Origin of the sequence: Streptomyces sp. NPDC057877 (assembly GCF_042796855.1) — a bacterium.
Taxonomy (GTDB): Bacteria; Actinomycetota; Actinomycetes; order Streptomycetales; family Streptomycetaceae; genus Streptomyces.
Genome location: NZ_JBHVMS010000008.1, coordinates 415,083 through 430,780, shown reverse-complemented (window position 1 = coordinate 430,780; position 15,698 = coordinate 415,083). Strand labels below are relative to the sequence as shown.

The following is a 15,698-nucleotide window of genomic DNA, read 5'->3' as shown; positions in this document are numbered from 1 at the left end:
CATGCGCCGCACCAAGATCACCACACTCACCGCGCTCACCACCCTCTGCCTCACCGCCGCCGCCCTCACCGGCTGCCAGCAGGGCGGGGACAGGGCCGACGGCAAGCCCGCCCGGTCCGCCCCGTCCGACACGTCCCCCCGGCCCGACCAGTCCGAGGAGCCCTTCGCCGGACTCACCGGCGGCGAGATAGCCGAGCGGGCGCTGGAGGCCACCCTCGGCGCCAGTTCCCTGCGCGTCACCGGCGACGTCCCCGACGAGACGACCGGCGGGACGCTCGACCTCGACATGGCCATGGACCACAAGGGCGAATGCGCGGGCACCCTCGGCATGGACGGCGGCAAGGCCGATCTGGTCAAGACCGGCGACACCGTCTACATGCGCTACGACGAGGCCTTCCTGCGCGCCCAGGGCGAGGGCGAGTCCCCGGCCGAGGCCGACGCGGCGGTGGACATGCTGGCCGACAAGTGGACCTCCATGTCCGCGACCGGCGAGGACATGGCGGACATCACCGGCTTCTGCGACCTGGACACCCTGCTCGGCGGCGACGAGCGCGTGCACTCGAACGCGACCCGCGGCCAGACGACGTCCGTCGACGGCACTCCCGCGATCGTCCTGCAGGAGAAGGACGGCAAGGACCGCTACACGCTGTACGTCGCCACCGAGGGCGAGCCCTACCTCCTGCGCCTCGACAGCACCGCCGCCTCGGACCCGGGCACGCTCACCTTCTCCGAGCACGACCAGCCGGTCCAGGCGAAGCGCCCCACGGGCGAGATCCTCGACCTGGACGAACTCGCGGGCTGACCCCGAGAAGCAGCGCGCCGCACCCCGCCGCCCTCAGTCCGCGTGGAACCGCGGCGGGGCGGCCGTCGGGTTCCCGCCCGTGGGGAGCCGCTGGTCGGGGCAGCCGGACAGCACCCGCTTCATGGCGCCCTGTTCGGCGGAGGTCACCCACAGCCCGTACTTCTTCTTCACGGCGACCTGGGCGGCGACATACGTACACCGGTACGACTTGTTCGGCGGCAGCCAGGTCGCGGTGTCGCCGTCGCCCTTGGCCCGGTTGGTGCCCGCGTCGACCGCCAGCAGGTTGAGCGGGTCGTTGGCGAAGGCGACGCGCTTGCTCGGGTCCCACTTCCCGGCGCCCTTCTGCCAGGCGTCGGAGAGGGCCACGACATGGTCGATGTCGACCTGGCTGCGCCCGCGCACGAAGGTGACGTCCTTGCCGCTGTAGGGATCGGGATCCAGCACGCCGGAGGCCACCTCGCAGTCGCCGTCGGTGAACTTCACCTTTTCCAGGTCCCGTCGCAGGATGTCGTCGCGGGTGCCGCAGCTGTTGGAGTCGGTGTCGGCCCAGGCGCTGCCGAACTTGTCCCGGTCGTACCCCGTCCGGGGCGCCCGCCCCTTCACGGTCAGCGACTCCACGGCCGCGAGAGCGGGCCCACCGCCCCCGCCACCGGCGGCCCCTCCGGCCCCCTTGGCCTTCTCCCCGGTCCCCTCGGTGCACCCGGCCGCCCCGGCCAGCAGCCCGGCCACCGCCACGGCGGCCACCACACCCCGGACCCCGCGGTCCCTGCGCAGAACCCTCACCAGCACCCTCCCCTTGTCCAGCCCGCGACCGACCACGGTATCCACCCGGTTCCCCGAGAGGTCCAGACCATATCTGCCCTAAAGGCGCATTCCACACACCTCCGGCGTATCGTCGATCGTGAGTTCACCTACGGAAGGAGCCTTGCATGGGCATCTTCGACAGGTTCAAGAGCCACGGCCAGGGCAAGGAAAAGCAGCAGAAGATGTCCGACACCGTGGAACGGCAGGCCAACGAGAAGACGGGCGGCAAGTACGAGGACCAGATCGACACCGCCCAGCAGCAGGTCGAGGGCAGGCTCGGGATGGACCGCGACCGCCCCGACCAGCAGTAGGCCGCCGAAACCCCAAGCAGGCCCCCGGGCGACGGGAAAGCCGCCCGGGGGACCCCCACGTCCCGCGCGTGCCGCCTACGACCCCAGTACCGAGGTCAGGAACTCCCCCACCCACGCCAGCAGTTCCCGCCCGACCAGCGGCTTGCCGCCCACCTTCGCCGTCTTCGGACGCGGTACGAGCACCTGGCGCGCCGCGGGCTTGATCACCGACCCCGGGTACAGCCGCTTCAGCCGCAGCTCCTGCGACTCGCGCAACTCCACCGGCGCGAAGCGGATGTTGGTGCCCTGGAGGACGATCTCACCGACTCCGCAGGCCCGCGCGAGCATCCGCAGCCCGGCCACCAGCAGCAGGTTCTCCACCGGCTCGGGCAACTTGCCGTAGCGGTCGGTGAGTTCCTCGCGGACGGCGCGGATGTCCTCCTCGCTGTTGGCGGAGGCGATGGAGCGGTAGGCCTGGAGGCGCAGGCGCTCGCCGGGGGCGTAGTCGTGCGGGACGTGCGCGTCGACGGGCAGCTCGATCTTGACCTCGAGCGGCGGCTCCTCCTCGATCTCGCCGGTCTCCAGCTGCCGCCGGTAGTCCGCGACCGCCTCGCCCACCATCCGCACGTAGAGGTCGAAGCCGACGCCCGCGATGTGGCCGGACTGCTCGCCGCCGAGGAGGTTGCCCGCGCCGCGGATCTCCAGGTCCTTCATGGCGACGTACATACCGGCGCCCATCTCGGTGTGCTGGGCGATGGTCGCGAGCCGTTCGTGCGCGGTCTCCGTGAGGGGCTTCTCCGGCGGGTACAGGAAGTACGCGTAGCCGCGCTCCCGCCCTCGTCCGACCCGGCCGCGCAACTGGTGGAGCTGGCTGAGGCCGAAGTTGTCGCCGCGCTCGACGATCAGGGTGTTGGCGTTGGAGATGTCGATGCCGGACTCGACGATCGTGGTCGAGACGAGCACGTCGAACTTCTTCTCCCAGAAGTCGACCACGACCTGTTCGAGGGCCGCCTCGGACATCTGGCCGTGGGCGGTGGCGATGCGCGCCTCGGGGACGATCTCGCGCAGCCTGGCCGCCGCCCGGTCGATCGACTCCACGCGGTTGTGGATGTAGAAGACCTGGCCCTCGCGCAGCAGTTCACGGCGGATCGCGGCGCCGATCTGCCGCTCCTCGTAGGGCCCGACGAAGGTCAGCACGGGGTGCCGCTCCTCCGGCGGGGTGGTGATGGTCGACATCTCGCGGATGCCGGTGACCGCCATCTCCAGCGTCCTGGGGATCGGGGTGGCGGACATGGTCAGCACGTCCACGTTGGCCCGCAGCTTCTTCAGCTGCTCCTTGTGCTCGACGCCGAAGCGCTGCTCCTCGTCGACGATGACCAGGCCGAGGTCCTTGAACTTGGTCTCGGCGGAGAACAGCCGGTGGGTGCCGATGACGATGTCCACCGAGCCCTCGCGCAGCCCCTCCAGGACCGCCTTGGCCTCGGTGTCGGTCTGGAAGCGGGACAGCGCCTTCACGGCCACCGGGAACTGCGCGTACCGCTCGCTGAAGGTGCCGAAGTGCTGCTGCACCAGCAGCGTCGTCGGGACGAGCACGGCGACCTGCTTGCCGTCCTGGACGGCCTTGAAGGCGGCCCGCACCGCGATCTCCGTCTTGCCGTAGCCGACGTCGCCGCAGACCAGGCGGTCCATGGGGACCGTCTTCTCCATGTCCTCCTTGACCTCGGCGATGGTGGTGAGCTGGTCGGGGGTCTCCGCGTACGGGAAGGCGTCCTCCAGCTCGCGCTGCCAGGGCGTGTCCGCGCCGAAGGCGTGCCCGGGGGCGGCCATCCGCGCGCTGTAGAGCTTGATGAGGTCGGCGGCGATCTCCTTGACCGCCTTCTTGGCCCTCGCCTTGGTCTTGGTCCAGTCGGCGCCGCCGAGCCGGTGCAGGGTGGGGGCCTCCCCGCCGACGTACTTGGTGATCTGCTCCAGCTGGTCGGTGGGGATGTAGAGCCGGTCGCCGGGCTGGCCGCGCTTGGCGGGCGCGTACTCCACCACCAGGTACTCGCGGGTGGCGCCCTGCACGGTGCGCTGGACCATCTCGATGTAGCGTCCGACGCCGTGCTGCTCGTGGACGATGTAGTCGCCCGCCTCCAGGGTGAGCGGGTCGATGGTCTTGCGCCGCCGCACCGGCATCCGCGCGCCGTCCCGCCCGGCGGCCTTCTGGCCGGTCAGGTCGGTCTCGGTGAGCACGGCCAGCTTGAGCGCGGGGTCGACGAACCCCACCTCGACGGAGCCGCAGGCGACGTGCACGACCGACGGGGTGATCTCCCTCAGGTCGGTCTCCAGCCGGGCCGCGATGCCCTCGCCGCCGAGCACCTCGGCGGTGCGGGCGGCCGGGCCGTGGCCCTCGGTGACGTAGACCGTGCGCCAGCCGTCGGCGAGCCAGCCCTTGGTGTCGGCGAGGGCCCGCGCGGTGTCGCCGCGGTAGCTCTCGGGGGCGTGCATGCCCACCTTGAGGGTGTCGGAGCCGGTCTCCTCGTCGGCCGCGAACGGCGACACCGACCACCACATCATGTCCAGCTCGCGCGCCCGCTCGCGGACGTCCGCGATGGACCACAGCGAGGCCGCGCCGACGTCGATCGGCGCCTCCCCGCCGCCCGCGGTCGCCGCCCACGACGCCTGGAGGAACTCCTGGCTGGTCGCCACCAGATCGGCGGCCCGCGTGCGCACCCGCTCCGGATCGCAGACGACGGCCATGGAGCCCTTGGGCAGCACGTCGAGGAGCAGCTCCATGTCGTCGACGAGGACCGGGGCGAGCGACTCCATGCCCTCGACCGCGATGCCCTCGGCGATCTTGCCGAGCAGTTCGCCCAGCTCGGGGTGGGCCTCGGCCAGCGCACGCGCGCGTGCCCGCACGTCGTCGGTGAGCAGCAGCTCGCGGCAGGGCGGCGCCCACAGCCCGTGCTCGGCGACCTCCAGGGAGCGCTGGTCGGCGACCTTGAAGTAGCGGATCTCCTCGACCTCGTCGCCCCAGAACTCCACCCGCAGGGGGTGTTCCTCGGTCGGCGGGAAGACATCGAGGATGCCGCCGCGTACGGCGAACTCGCCGCGCTTCTCGACCAGCTCCACGCGCGCGTACGCCGCCGCCGCGAGGGCCTCGACGATCTCCCCGAGATCGGCGCTCTGCCCGCTGCTGAGCGCCACGGGCTCCAGCTCGCCGAGCCCCTTGACCTGCGGCTGGAGCACGGACCGTACCGGCGCGACGACGACGGAGACCGGCCCGGTCTCGGGGTCGTCGGCGCGCGGGTGGACCAGCCTGCGCAGCACGGCGAGGCGGCGGCCCACGGTGTCGCTGCGCGGGGAGAGCCGCTCGTGCGGCAGCGTCTCCCACGACGGGTACTCCGCGACGCCGTCCGGCGGCAGCAGGGAGCGCAGCGCGGCGGCGAGGTCCTCCGCCTCCCGGCCGGTCGCCGTCACCGCCAGCACCGGGCGGGACGTCTCGCGGGCCAGCGCGGCGATCGCGAAGGGGCGGGCGGCGGGCGGGCCGACCAGGTCGACGTGCATGCGGTTGCCGTCCTCGGCCGCCTTGATCGCTTCCGCGAGCGCGGCGTCCTTGACGACGGCGTCGAGCAGACCGTGCAGACTCATGGAGGGCATTTCCGTCCTGGACCGAGGTCCTGGGTGTCCTGGGCTGGGCAACACGAAGGGCCCGGCGCGAAGCGCGGCCGGGGCTGTCCAGAGTACGACGCCGCACCGACGGCCGCCGGGCCTGTGGACAACGCCCAGCCTGTGGACAACCACGTCACCCGGTGTCCGGGCGTACGAACGCCCGATGCCGGGAAGCCCCCCAAGGCTCCCCGGCACCGGGCCGTCCCCACGCCCCCGCAACCCCCGTATGCGGTGGCCGCGGGACGTCTACTCGGTGGCGATCGCGTTCAGGACGTTCATCCGCCCGGCCCGGAACGCCGGGACCAGCGCGGCGAACAGCCCCACGAAGGCCGACCCGATGAACACCCCGATGATCGTCGGCCACGGGATGTCGAGGACCTTCAGCCCCTCCAGGGCGAGCAACTGCTGCGCGGTGGCGCCCCAGCCCATGCCCAGGCCGAGCCCGAGCAGCGCGCCGAAGAGGGCGATGACCACCGACTCCAGCCGGATCATCCGGCGCAGCTGGCGCCGGGAGAGACCGATCGCCCGCATCAGGCCGATCTCCCGGGTCCGCTCGACCACCGACAGGGCGAGGGTGTTCACCACACCCAGGACCGCCACGATGATCGCGAGGGCGAGCAGGCCGTAGATCATGTTCAGGAGCTGCCCGATCTGGTCCTTCAGGGCTTCCTTGTAGTCGGTCTGGTCGCGGACGGTGTACTGCGGGTAGCCGTCCAGCGCGGTCTTCAGCGAGGTGTACGCGGCCTCCTGCTGGCCCTCCTTCGCCGTGACGAAGACCAGCGAGTCCAGCGGCATCCTGTCGGCGGGCACGTACTTCGCCAGGGTGTCGATGGCGGTGTACTTGGAGCCCGCGTCGATCACGGCCTCGCTGCTGGTGATGGCGCGGACGGTCAGCTCGGCGGGGGCGGAGGCGCCCTCGAAGGTGACGGTGATCTTCGACCCGATGCTGATGCCGTGGTCCTTGGCGAAGTCCTCGTGCACGGACATCGAGTCCGGCCGGTAGGCGTCGGCGAGGTTGCCCTCGACCGTCTCGACGCGCAGGTCCTGGGCGTAGGTCGGGTCGGCGGCGGTGATGTCGGTGTCCTTGAGGACCTTGCCGTCGGGCGTCTTGTAGTCGGCCTCGAGCCACTTGTACTCGGTGATCCGCTCCACCCCGTCGGCGGAGCGCGCGGCCTCGACGGCCTGCGGGGTGATCAGCTGCCCCGAGTCGCTCTGCACGATGAAGTCGGTGCCGACGCTCTTGTCCAGTTCCTCCGTGGCGGAGGCGACCATCGACGACCCGACCACCGACAGGCACGCCACCAGCGCGAGCCCGATCATCAGCGCGGCGCCCGTGGCACCGGTACGGCGCGGGTTGCGCAGCGCGTTGCGTTCGGCCATGCGTCCCACCGGGCCGAAGATCCGCAGCAGTACGGCGCTCAGGACCCGTACGACACCGCCCGCGAGGAGCGGTCCGATGACGACGAACCCGATCAGCGACAGCACCACGCCCGCGCCCAGCCACAGGGCGCCCTCGCTCGCCTTGGTGGCGTCGGCGCACAGGTAGAGGGCGAAGGCGCCGCCGCCGGTGAGCAGCAGCCCGAGGACGGCGCGGATGACACCGGCCTTGGCGTCGGCCGGGGCGCCCGCGTCGCGCAGGGCGGCCATCGGGGAGACCTTGCCCGCGCGGCGGGCGGGCAGGTAGGCGGCGAGGACGGTGACGACGACGCCGAGTACCAGGCCGATGACCGGGGTGGTCCAGGCGATGGTGAGGTCGTCGGTGGACAGGTTCATGCCCATGGCGCCCATGAGCTTCATCAGTCCGATCGCGAGCCCGACGCCCGCGCCCACGCCGAGCACCGAGCCGAACAGGCCGAGCAGCAGCGCCTCGACGAGCACCGACCGGTTGACCTGGCGCCGGGAGGAGCCGATGGCCCGCATCAGGCCGATCTCGCGGGTGCGCTGGGCGACCAGCATGGAGAAGGTGTTGATGATCAGGAAGACGCCGACCAGGAAGGCGATCCCGGCGAAGCCGAGCATGGCGTACTTGATGACGCCCATGAAGCCCTGGACTTCCTCGGCGTTGGCGTCCGCGATCTCCTTCGCGGTCTGCACCTTGTAGCCGCCGTCGAGCGCGGCGGTGACGTCCTTCTTCAGCTGGGCGTCGGTGACACCGGAGGCGGCGGTGACGTTGATGTTGGTGTAGACGCCGGACTCACCGACCAGGGCCTGCTGGGCGGTCTTGGTGTCGAGGTAGAAGATCGCGGCGCCGGGGTTGGTGACCTCGAAGTCGGCGAAGCCGGAGATCTTGGCCTGGTGGGTGCCGACGACGGTGATGATGCCGATCTCGTCGCCGAGCTTGAGGTCGTGCTTGTCGGCGGTGTCGCTGTCGACCATCACCTGGTCGGGGCCGCGCGGGGCGGCGCCCTCGGCGACGGTCATGGTGCGGGCGTCGTTGCGGTTCCAGTTGCCGACGATGGTCGGGGCGCCGCTGCTCGGGGAGAGGCTGTCCTTGTCGGCGTCGATGACGGTGACGGAGGTGGAGAAGACGGTGCCCTCCGCCGACTTCACGCCGTCGACCTCGCCCACCCGGTCCAGCACGGACGCGGGCATGACAGGCGGCTTGCCGTTGTCGGAGGTCGTCTCGCCGGTGTCCGAGGAACCCTTGGCGCTGACGGTGACGTCGGAGGAGGTGGCCGCGAACAGCTTGTCGAACGTCGTCGTCATGGTGTCCGTGAAGACGAGCGTGCCGCAGACGAAGCCCACCGAGAGCAGGACCGCGACGGCCGACAGGGCCATGCGTCCCTTGTGCGAGAAGAAGTTGCGCATCGAGGTCTTGAGCACGGTCATGACGTGCGCCCCCGCGCGTCGAAGTCCTTCATGCGGTCGAGGACGGTCTCGGCGGTCGGCTTGAACATCTCGTCGACGATCCGTCCGTCCGCCAGGTACAGCACCCGGTCCGCGTACGAGGCGGCCACCGGGTCGTGCGTGACCATCACGATGGTCTGCCCCAGCTCGTCGACGGACCGCCGCAGAAAGCCCAGTACCTCGGCGCCCGCGCGGGAGTCCAGGTTGCCGGTCGGCTCGTCACCGAAGATGATCTCCGGCCGGGCGGCCAGCGCCCGCGCGACGGCGACGCGCTGCTGCTGTCCGCCGGACAGCTGGGTCGGCCGGTGCTTGAGCCGCTCGGCGAGCCCGACGGTCTGCACCACCCGGTCCAGCCACGCCTTGTCGGGCTTGCGCCCGGCGATGTCCATGGGCAGCGTGATGTTCTCTATCGCGTTCAGCGTCGGCAGCAGGTTGAACGCCTGGAAGATGAACCCGATCCGGTCCCGGCGCAGCTGCGTGAGCTTCTTGTCCTTCAGCCCGGTGATCTCGGTGTCGTCGAGGTAGATCTGACCGCTCGTCACGGTGTCGAGCCCGGCGAGGCAGTGCATCAGCGTGGACTTGCCGGAGCCCGAGGGCCCCATGATCGCGGTGAACTGCCCCCGCGCGATGTCGACGTCCACGTGGTCCAGGGCGACGACCCGGGTCTCCCCCGACCCGTAGGCCTTGACGACCTGCCGCGCCCGCGCGGCAACGGCCGTACGCCCTCCAGTACCCCCGTGCCTGGGAATGGTCACAGCCGATGTCACGGTATGTCTCCTAAGTCGGTCTAAGTCGCTGAGTGGTTCTGGTTGCTCTACGAGCAGGTCGTGCGCGGTCGCTCTGCGCCAGCGTGTCGCGTGAACCGGACGCACAGCCCTACAGCTGCTGTACGTCTTGAGTCTGGCCGCCGGGAGGGGCCCGCCGCGCTGGTGCACGGCCCCCTCTTGTGCGGGGGAAAACCCCACCCCCGAAGCTGCGGCCAGTACGACCGGCCGCTCCCCCGGACCGCTCCCCCGCGGCGTAAAGCCAGGTTAAGGACTGCGCCGCCCCCGTCTCGTCCTCCGCCGGTACCAACCCTCCCCGAGACGTTGTACGGATCTCCCCCTAGGGGTCTCCGCCTTCAGGCTGACCCGGAGTAGGGGGCGCCTCCGCCCAGGGACGCACCCACTCTCCACCCTCCCGCCACGTCAGGCTCAAGTGGGAAGCTGTCGGACGGCGGTTAGATGCAAGGGGCACGAGGACGACGGAGAGCGAGGACCAGGGTGGGCGGCACCGGAGCGGACGCGATACCCGGCAAGCGGGGGGCCGTCGTGGCGGCGCTCATGCTCGCCATGGCGCTGGCGGCACTGGACACCACCATCGTCTCCACGGCCGTACCGCAGATCGTCGGCGACCTCGGCGGCTTCTCGGTCTTCTCCTGGCTGTTCTCCGGCTACCTGCTCGCGGTCACCGTCTCACTGCCGGTCTACGGCAAGCTCTCCGACACCTTCGGCCGCAAGCCGGTGCTGGTGGTCGGCGCCGCGGTGTTCCTGCTCGGCTCGCTCCTGTGCGCCCTGGCCTGGAACATGTGGGCCCTGATCGCCTTCCGTATCGTGCAGGGCCTGGGCGGCGGCGCCCTCCAGGGCACGGTGCAGACCCTCGCCGCCGACCTCTACCCCCTCGAACAGCGCCCGAAGATCCAGGCCCGGCTGTCCACGGTCTGGGCGGTGTCGGCGGTGACGGGCCCCGCGGTCGGCGGCGTCCTGGCGACGTACGCCGACTGGCGCTGGATCTTCCTGGTCAACCTGCCGATCGGGGCGGTGGCGCTCTGGCTGATCGTCCGCCACCTCCACGAGCCGGTACGACGTCGGGCGAACTCCCGTCCCCGCGTGGACTGGTGGGGCGCGCTGGCCATCTTCGCCTGCGGCGGCGTGCTGCTCACCGCGCTGGTCCAGGGCGGCGTCGCCTGGTCGTGGCTGTCCGGCCCCTCGCTGACGCTGCTGGGCCTCGGGGTCGCCCTGGCGGCGCTGGTCGTCGCGATCGAACGCCGGGCGGCGGAGCCGATCATCCCCGGCTGGGTCTGGCGGCGCCGCACGATCGCGGCGGTGAACCTCGCCCTGGGCGCGCTGGGGTTGCTGATGGTCGCGCCGACGGTGTTCCTGCCCACGTACGCCCAATCGGTACTGGGCCTGGCCCCGGTCGCCGCCGGTTTCGTCCTCTCGGTCTGGACGCTGAGCTGGCCGGTGTCGGCGGCACTCAGCCAGCACGTGTACCGCCGCATCGGCTTCCGCGCGACGGCGATGCTGGGCATCGGCATGTCGTCGCTGATCCTGCTCGCGTTCCCCTTCCTCCCCTACCCCGGCTCGGCCTGGCAGCCGACGCTGCTGATGCTCCTCCTCGGCGCCGCGCTCGGCCTCTTCCAGCTCCCGCTCATCGTCGGCGTCCAGTCCACCGTCGGCTGGGCGGAACGCGGCACCACCACCGCGTCCGTCCTCTTCTGCCGCCAGACCGGCCAGACCCTCGGCGCGGCCCTGTTCGGCGCGGTCGCCAACGGCGTGCTCGCCTCCCGCCTCGGCGGTGCGAGCGACCTCGACTCCGTCACCCGCGGCTACGACACGGGGACGGCGGCGCCGGAACCGGTACGGGGTGCGATCGCCGACGCGGTCCACGCGGTCTACCTCGGCGCGTCGGCCGCGGCGGCGCTGGCGTTCCTGGTCCTGCTGTTCCTCGCCCCGCGCCGCTTCCCGGTCCTCACCCCGGCACCCGACTCCGGTTCCGACACCGAGGACACGCACACGGCGGAGACGGGCCCGCCGAGTCGGTAGGCGCGCCGGGCTTCGACGACCGGTACGCGAGGGCGGGCAGACGTTCGTTCCCTCCCTCGCCGGAAGGTAACCATTTATTAGGTAATCCCCCGCGATTAGATAACAATCCCCGCATCCATTCACTCGCTTGCCGCGCATCCGCCGGAGTGAGGCGACGTTAGTCGGTATATGAATGAGGCAACCGGGCCCACCAACCGGGTGACGTGGGGAACCCGACTCCACGACCTTCCGGCGGAACTGAAGGTGACCGAGTCCCTTCTGCCGGAATTTCTGGACGCAATGGCCACACTCGAGGCCGACCTCGCTCAACGATGGCCCAGATTCGAGGGTGGACGCTGTCGGGCGAGAGCGGAGTAATCCGGCCGCGTGATGCACGACGAACAGCTCGGTCACGGGCGCGTGCACTCGGTCCCGTTGGTGCCACCGGACTCGGCGTGGGATCCGGCCGAGGAACTGGCCTGGATGCTGCAGGAAGCGGTGGTCCACGAGTCTTTGGAACCTCCGGCGATCCCCGCACCGCGCGATGAACAGTCGGTCACCGCACCGGCCGCCGGAACGCCCCTGAGCAATCTTCAGGAAATCACGGCGGAACTGCCGCCACTGAAAAGAACGGCTTCTCGGAGTCACCGCAGAGTTCGTGAACGAAAGCACCTCAGCACGCTGCGGTCGATCAGTTACGTCGTGGCGGCGCTGGCGGCGGTGATCGCCTCGGCGGTGAGTCTCCTGAGCGGAATGGTCGCCAGCGATCCGCTGCGCGCGGTGGCGGCGACGCGTGCGGAGGGCGGCATCATCGTGTGGTGGCCGCTGCTGGTGTACGGCCCGTGGCTGGTGGCGTCGCTGTCGATCCTCCGGGCGGCCCTGCACCGCCGCCGCGCCACGCACTCCTGGTTCACGGTCCTCGTCTTCTCGGCGATCGCCGTCTCCCTGTGCGTCGCCCAGGCCCCGCACACCTTCCTCGACAGCACCGCGGCGGCCCTCCCGGGCCTCGCCGCCCTGGCCTGCCTCCAACAGGCGGTCCGCCAGGTCACCCTGACCCGGACACCACGCCGAGCGGCACCACGCCACCGAGTGGGGCACCCGGGCACAGCCACGAAGGACCAGGAAGCCCACGGGAAGTGAAGAAGTGACCGTTGGGCGCCGCGACCAACCCGGCAGCCCGACTCCCCGACCGCAAAAGTCTGAGTTAACGCGGGTAACACCCCAGGTCAGCCCCGCCGCGCCCCCGTAAGCGCATACCGACCAATCAGTTTGGTGAAACTCTTACACCAGGGTCTACGGCCGAGTAACGTGCGTGCCCGCACCACGCCCCCCACTCCCTGCTGTCCCTCGGGGACCTGAGCCGCGCACGGAGGACCGGGATGTCCTACGACTCCTATTCAGCCGACCCGCCCCATCTGACCTACCCCTGGCAACCCCCGCCACCAGCCAGCCCGCCCAGCCCCACCCTGCCACGGACGCCCGCGCACCCGCCCCTGGGTCACCACAGTGACCTGCGGGTTCTGCGGACCGCCTACCGCTGGCAGCGGCGGGTGGCGACGCTTGCCGCGCTCGGGTACTTCACGCTGTTCCTGGTGCTGTCGGCGTTCGCGCCGGGACTCATGACCGGCACCGTCGCCGACGGGCTGCCGGTCGGGCTGCTGCTCGCGCTCGTCCAACTGCCGGTCACCTGGCTGGCGATCGGGCTGTACGAGTACACCGCCAGCCGCTACGTGGACCCCCTCGCCCGCCGGATCCGGCGCCAGGCCGAGGTGGACGCCAGGCGCGCCCCGTACGAAGGACGTGAAGGAGCGGCGGCTCGATGACCGGGTTCAGCGACTCCGACCAGGCCATGTCCCTGGTCGCCTTCACCGCCGTGGCGACCATCACGTTGTTGCTGTGCGTGATGACCGGGCCCGATCGAGATGATCTCGACGAGTTCTACACCGGATACAGCTCCCTGTCCCCCCTGCGCAACGGGCTCGCCATCGCGGGCGACTACATCTCCGCCGCGACCGTGCTCGGCACCGGCGGGGTGATCGCGCTCTACGGCTACGACGGGATCGTCCTGGCGCTGAGTACCGCACTGTCGCTGATGCTGCTGATGTTCCTGCTGGCCGAACCCCTGCGCAATGCGGGCCGGTTCACCATGGGCGACGCCTTCGCCCGCCGTACCCCGGGGCGCGCGGCGCGCATCGCGGCGTGTGTGGTGACGCTGGCCGCGCTGCTGCCGATGATGCTCGTGCAGCTCGCCGGGACCGGCCAACTGCTGGCCTTCATCCTGGGGTTCAGCAGTGATGAGCTGAAGACCGGCGTCATCGTCGGGGTCGGTGTGCTGATGATCTCGTACGCGGCGATCGGCGGGATGAAGGGCACCGCCCTGATCCAGATCCTGAAGATCGTGCTGCTGCTCGGCTCCGGTGCCGCCGTCGCCGCGCTGGTGCTGAACCGGTTCGACTGGAGCCCGGGCGCCCTGTTCGACGCGGCGGCGGCCAACAGCGGTGTCGGCGACGCCTTCCTCAGCTCCGGGCTGGAGTTCCAGGCGGGCCCGGCACCTGAGATTGACATGATCACTTCACAATTGGCGGTCGTCCTCGGCGGCGCCTGCCTCCCCCACGTCACCATGCGCATGTACACCGCCTCCAGCGCCCGCCAGGTACGGCGCTCGATGTCCTGGGCGGTCTCCTGCGTGGCGCTGTTCGTCGTCGTGATCACCGTCGTCGGGTTCGGCGCCACCGCCCTGATCGGGCGCGAGGCGATCGCCACCGCCGACCCCCAGGGCAACACCGCCTATCTGCTCGGCTCCCGGGCCGCGTTCGGCGCCGAGGTCTCCACCGCGGAGACGTTCCTCTTCACCACCGTCACCAGCGCCATCTTCCTCACCGTGCTCGCCTCCGTCGCCGGGATGATCCTCGCCTGCGCCAACTCCCTGGCGCACGACGTCTTCGCGGCCCGCGTGCAGGAGATGACCCCCCGGCGCGAGATGACCCTCGCCCGCCTCTCCGCCCTGGCCGTCGGCGTCCCCGCGATCCTGCTCGCGACCATGGTCCAGCACCGCAGCCTGCAACCCCTGGTCACCGTCTCCTTCTGCATCGGCGCCTCGGCCCTCGCGCCCGCCCTGGTCTACAGCCTCTTCTGGCGCCGCTACACCCGCACCGGCCTGCTGACCACCCTCATCGGCGGCACCCTCGCGGTCCTCGTGCTGATGCCGGGCACCAACCTCGTCTCCGGCTCCCCGCACTCCGCCTTCCCCGAGGCCGACTTCAACTTCTTCCCCTTCACCACCACCGGCCTCGTCACCATCCCCCTCGGCTTCGCCTTCGGCTGGCTCGGCACCGTCCTCTCCAGCCGCCGCCAGGCCGACGAACAGCGTCGCCAGTACGAGGCCGTGGAGGGGTGGATCCTGGCGGGGGTGACCCGCAGGGGGAAGTAACGGCACGTGTGACCGGGCCACCGGGCCACCGGGCGACCGCGCGATCGGGCGACCGGGCGACCGGGCGACCGGTCTATTCGGCCACCGCCCTGCCCCCCGTCAGCGCCGCCAGACTGCTGCGTACGTGGTCCATCTGCGCCTGTACGTCGTCCCACCGCTCCCCGTGCTCACGCAGCACCCGCTCCGTCTCCCGGGCGATGCGGTCCGCGCGGGCACGGGCCTCGTCGAGGATCGCGGCGGCACGCGCGTGTGCCTCCTCCTGCCGCCGCCGCGCGGACACCTCCGCGTCGGCGAAGGCCCGCTCGGCATCCGACAGCGCCGCCTCGGCGCGCGCCACCGCCTCGGCGTGGTGCGCGTCGAGCGCGGCGGCGCACTCAACGGCCTGCCGCTCCACGTGGGCCAGCCGCTCGGCGTGCTCCTTCTCCCGCTCGGCGAGCATCGCGGCGGTGCGCTGCCGCACCTCACGCAACGCGGCGAGCGCCTCCGAGCGCCGCTCCTTCACCTCACTCCGGGCCGCGACCCGGCTCTCGTCGGCCTCGGCGCGCGCCGCGAGCAGCCGCTGCCGCGCACGCTCCTCGGCATCGGCGCGCACCTCATCGGCGTACGCCCGCGCCTTGCTCAGCACGTCGTCCGCCCACTCCTCGGCCCGCGCCAACTCCTCGCGCCCCGCGCTCCGTGCGCGCTCCCGCACCTCCGCCGCCTCTTCCTCCCCGAGCAGGAAGAGACGCCGCGCCCGCTCCCCGAGCGCCTCGTACGTCTGCGGCTGGAGCCCCGCGACCGTCTCGCGCAGTTCCTCGAACTCCTCCTCCATCTCCCGGGCGAGGACGGTGAGCCGGGCGGCCCGCTCCCACGCGGCGTCCCGGTCCGCGGAGAGCGCCGCGGCGTAGGCGTCCACCTGTTCGGGCCGGTAGCCGCGCCCCCGGACGATCGTGAACCCATAGGGCGGCGTCAGCGCGCTACTCATCCTGGAACCCCTCTCCACCGACCACAACGAAAGATGCCCATGTCGCGCACATCTTGATGGATCAGAGGGAAATGGTCATAACGCGACACTCCGTCTTCAAGTCACGCACACATACGCACACGCGGGC

At 71.1% G+C, this 15,698-nt stretch carries 11 protein-coding genes; 6 read left to right on the top strand and 5 right to left on the bottom strand.

Annotation, left to right across the window (positions count from 1 at the left end):
* Nucleotide 1 precedes the first annotated feature (1 nt).
* Nucleotides 2–802 (top strand): hypothetical protein, encoded by an 801-nt coding sequence (locus tag ACFVQG_RS26165; RefSeq protein ID WP_383387893.1) that lies wholly within the window; start codon nucleotides 2–4, stop codon nucleotides 800–802.
* 33 nt (nucleotides 803–835) lie between these two features.
* Here ACFVQG_RS26165 and ACFVQG_RS26160 read toward each other — a convergent pair whose 3' ends face one another.
* Nucleotides 836–1,576 (bottom strand): HNH endonuclease family protein, encoded by a 741-nt coding sequence (locus ACFVQG_RS26160; RefSeq protein WP_383388118.1) that lies wholly within the window; start codon nucleotides 1,574–1,576, stop codon nucleotides 836–838.
* Nucleotides 1,577–1,731: 155 nt separating this feature from the next.
* Between ACFVQG_RS26160 and ACFVQG_RS26155 the strand changes: the two genes are divergently transcribed.
* Complete coding sequence (locus ACFVQG_RS26155; protein WP_383387891.1) at nucleotides 1,732–1,917, top strand: antitoxin; 186 nt, start codon at nucleotides 1,732–1,734, stop codon at nucleotides 1,915–1,917.
* A gap of 75 nt (nucleotides 1,918–1,992) precedes the next feature.
* On the opposite strand, the gene mfd is transcribed toward ACFVQG_RS26155, so the two are convergent.
* From mfd to ACFVQG_RS26140, 3 genes are all read right to left on the bottom strand, one after another.
* A complete protein-coding gene (gene mfd, locus ACFVQG_RS26150) occupies nucleotides 1,993–5,526 on the bottom strand; it encodes a transcription-repair coupling factor (RefSeq protein WP_383387889.1) in 3,534 nt (1,177 codons plus the stop codon).
* 267 nt (nucleotides 5,527–5,793) lie between these two features.
* The gene (locus ACFVQG_RS26145; RefSeq protein WP_383387887.1) at nucleotides 5,794–8,376 is read right to left on the bottom strand and encodes an FtsX-like permease family protein; all 2,583 of its coding nucleotides are present in this window, start codon (nucleotides 8,374–8,376) and stop codon (nucleotides 5,794–5,796) included.
* Complete coding sequence (locus tag ACFVQG_RS26140; RefSeq protein WP_383387885.1) at nucleotides 8,373–9,161, bottom strand: ABC transporter ATP-binding protein; 789 nt, start codon at nucleotides 9,159–9,161, stop codon at nucleotides 8,373–8,375. The genes ACFVQG_RS26145 and ACFVQG_RS26140 overlap by 4 nt, the downstream gene beginning before the upstream one ends.
* 555 nt (nucleotides 9,162–9,716) lie before the next feature.
* Here ACFVQG_RS26140 and ACFVQG_RS26135 point away from each other — a divergent pair.
* From ACFVQG_RS26135 to ACFVQG_RS26120, 4 genes are all read left to right on the top strand, one after another.
* Entirely contained in the window at nucleotides 9,717–11,198 is a 1,482-nt protein-coding gene (locus ACFVQG_RS26135) for an MFS transporter (protein WP_383388116.1), read from the top strand.
* Between the two features lie 369 nt (nucleotides 11,199–11,567).
* Nucleotides 11,568–12,317 carry a hypothetical protein gene (locus ACFVQG_RS26130; RefSeq protein ID WP_383388114.1) on the top strand — a complete coding sequence of 250 codons (750 nt, stop codon included), beginning with the start codon at nucleotides 11,568–11,570 and terminating at the stop codon, nucleotides 12,315–12,317.
* Nucleotides 12,318–12,556: 239 nt separating this feature from the next.
* A complete protein-coding gene (locus ACFVQG_RS26125) occupies nucleotides 12,557–13,000 on the top strand; it encodes a DUF485 domain-containing protein (RefSeq protein ID WP_383387883.1) in 444 nt (147 codons plus the stop codon).
* Complete coding sequence (locus tag ACFVQG_RS26120) at nucleotides 12,997–14,607, top strand: cation acetate symporter (protein ID WP_383387881.1); 1,611 nt, start codon at nucleotides 12,997–12,999, stop codon at nucleotides 14,605–14,607. The genes ACFVQG_RS26125 and ACFVQG_RS26120 overlap by 4 nt, the downstream gene beginning before the upstream one ends.
* Nucleotides 14,608–14,680: 73 nt before the next feature.
* Here the strand turns inward: ACFVQG_RS26120 and ACFVQG_RS26115 are convergent, their stop codons facing one another.
* A complete protein-coding gene (locus tag ACFVQG_RS26115; protein ID WP_383387879.1) occupies nucleotides 14,681–15,571 on the bottom strand; it encodes a cellulose-binding protein in 891 nt (296 codons plus the stop codon).
* Between the last annotated feature and the right edge of the window lie 127 nt (nucleotides 15,572–15,698).

Bases quoted from the DNA above. Each gene is read 5' to 3' on its own strand.
- ACFVQG_RS26165 (WP_383387893.1), top strand. From the start codon at position 2: ATGCGCCGCACCAAGATCACCACACTCACCGCGCTCACCACCCTCTGC.
- ACFVQG_RS26155 (WP_383387891.1), top strand. From the start codon at position 1,732: ATGGGCATCTTCGACAGGTTCAAGAGCCACGGCCAGGGCAAGGAAAAG.
- mfd (WP_383387889.1), bottom strand. From the start codon at position 5,526: ATGAGTCTGCACGGTCTGCTCGACGCCGTCGTCAAGGACGCCGCGCTC.
- ACFVQG_RS26145 (WP_383387887.1), bottom strand. From the start codon at position 8,376: ATGACCGTGCTCAAGACCTCGATGCGCAACTTCTTCTCGCACAAGGGA.
- ACFVQG_RS26135 (WP_383388116.1), top strand. From the start codon at position 9,717: ATGCTCGCCATGGCGCTGGCGGCACTGGACACCACCATCGTCTCCACG.
- ACFVQG_RS26130 (WP_383388114.1), top strand. From the start codon at position 11,568: ATGCACGACGAACAGCTCGGTCACGGGCGCGTGCACTCGGTCCCGTTG.
- ACFVQG_RS26125 (WP_383387883.1), top strand. From the start codon at position 12,557: ATGTCCTACGACTCCTATTCAGCCGACCCGCCCCATCTGACCTACCCC.
- ACFVQG_RS26120 (WP_383387881.1), top strand. From the start codon at position 12,997: ATGACCGGGTTCAGCGACTCCGACCAGGCCATGTCCCTGGTCGCCTTC.
- ACFVQG_RS26115 (WP_383387879.1), bottom strand. From the start codon at position 15,571: ATGAGTAGCGCGCTGACGCCGCCCTATGGGTTCACGATCGTCCGGGGG.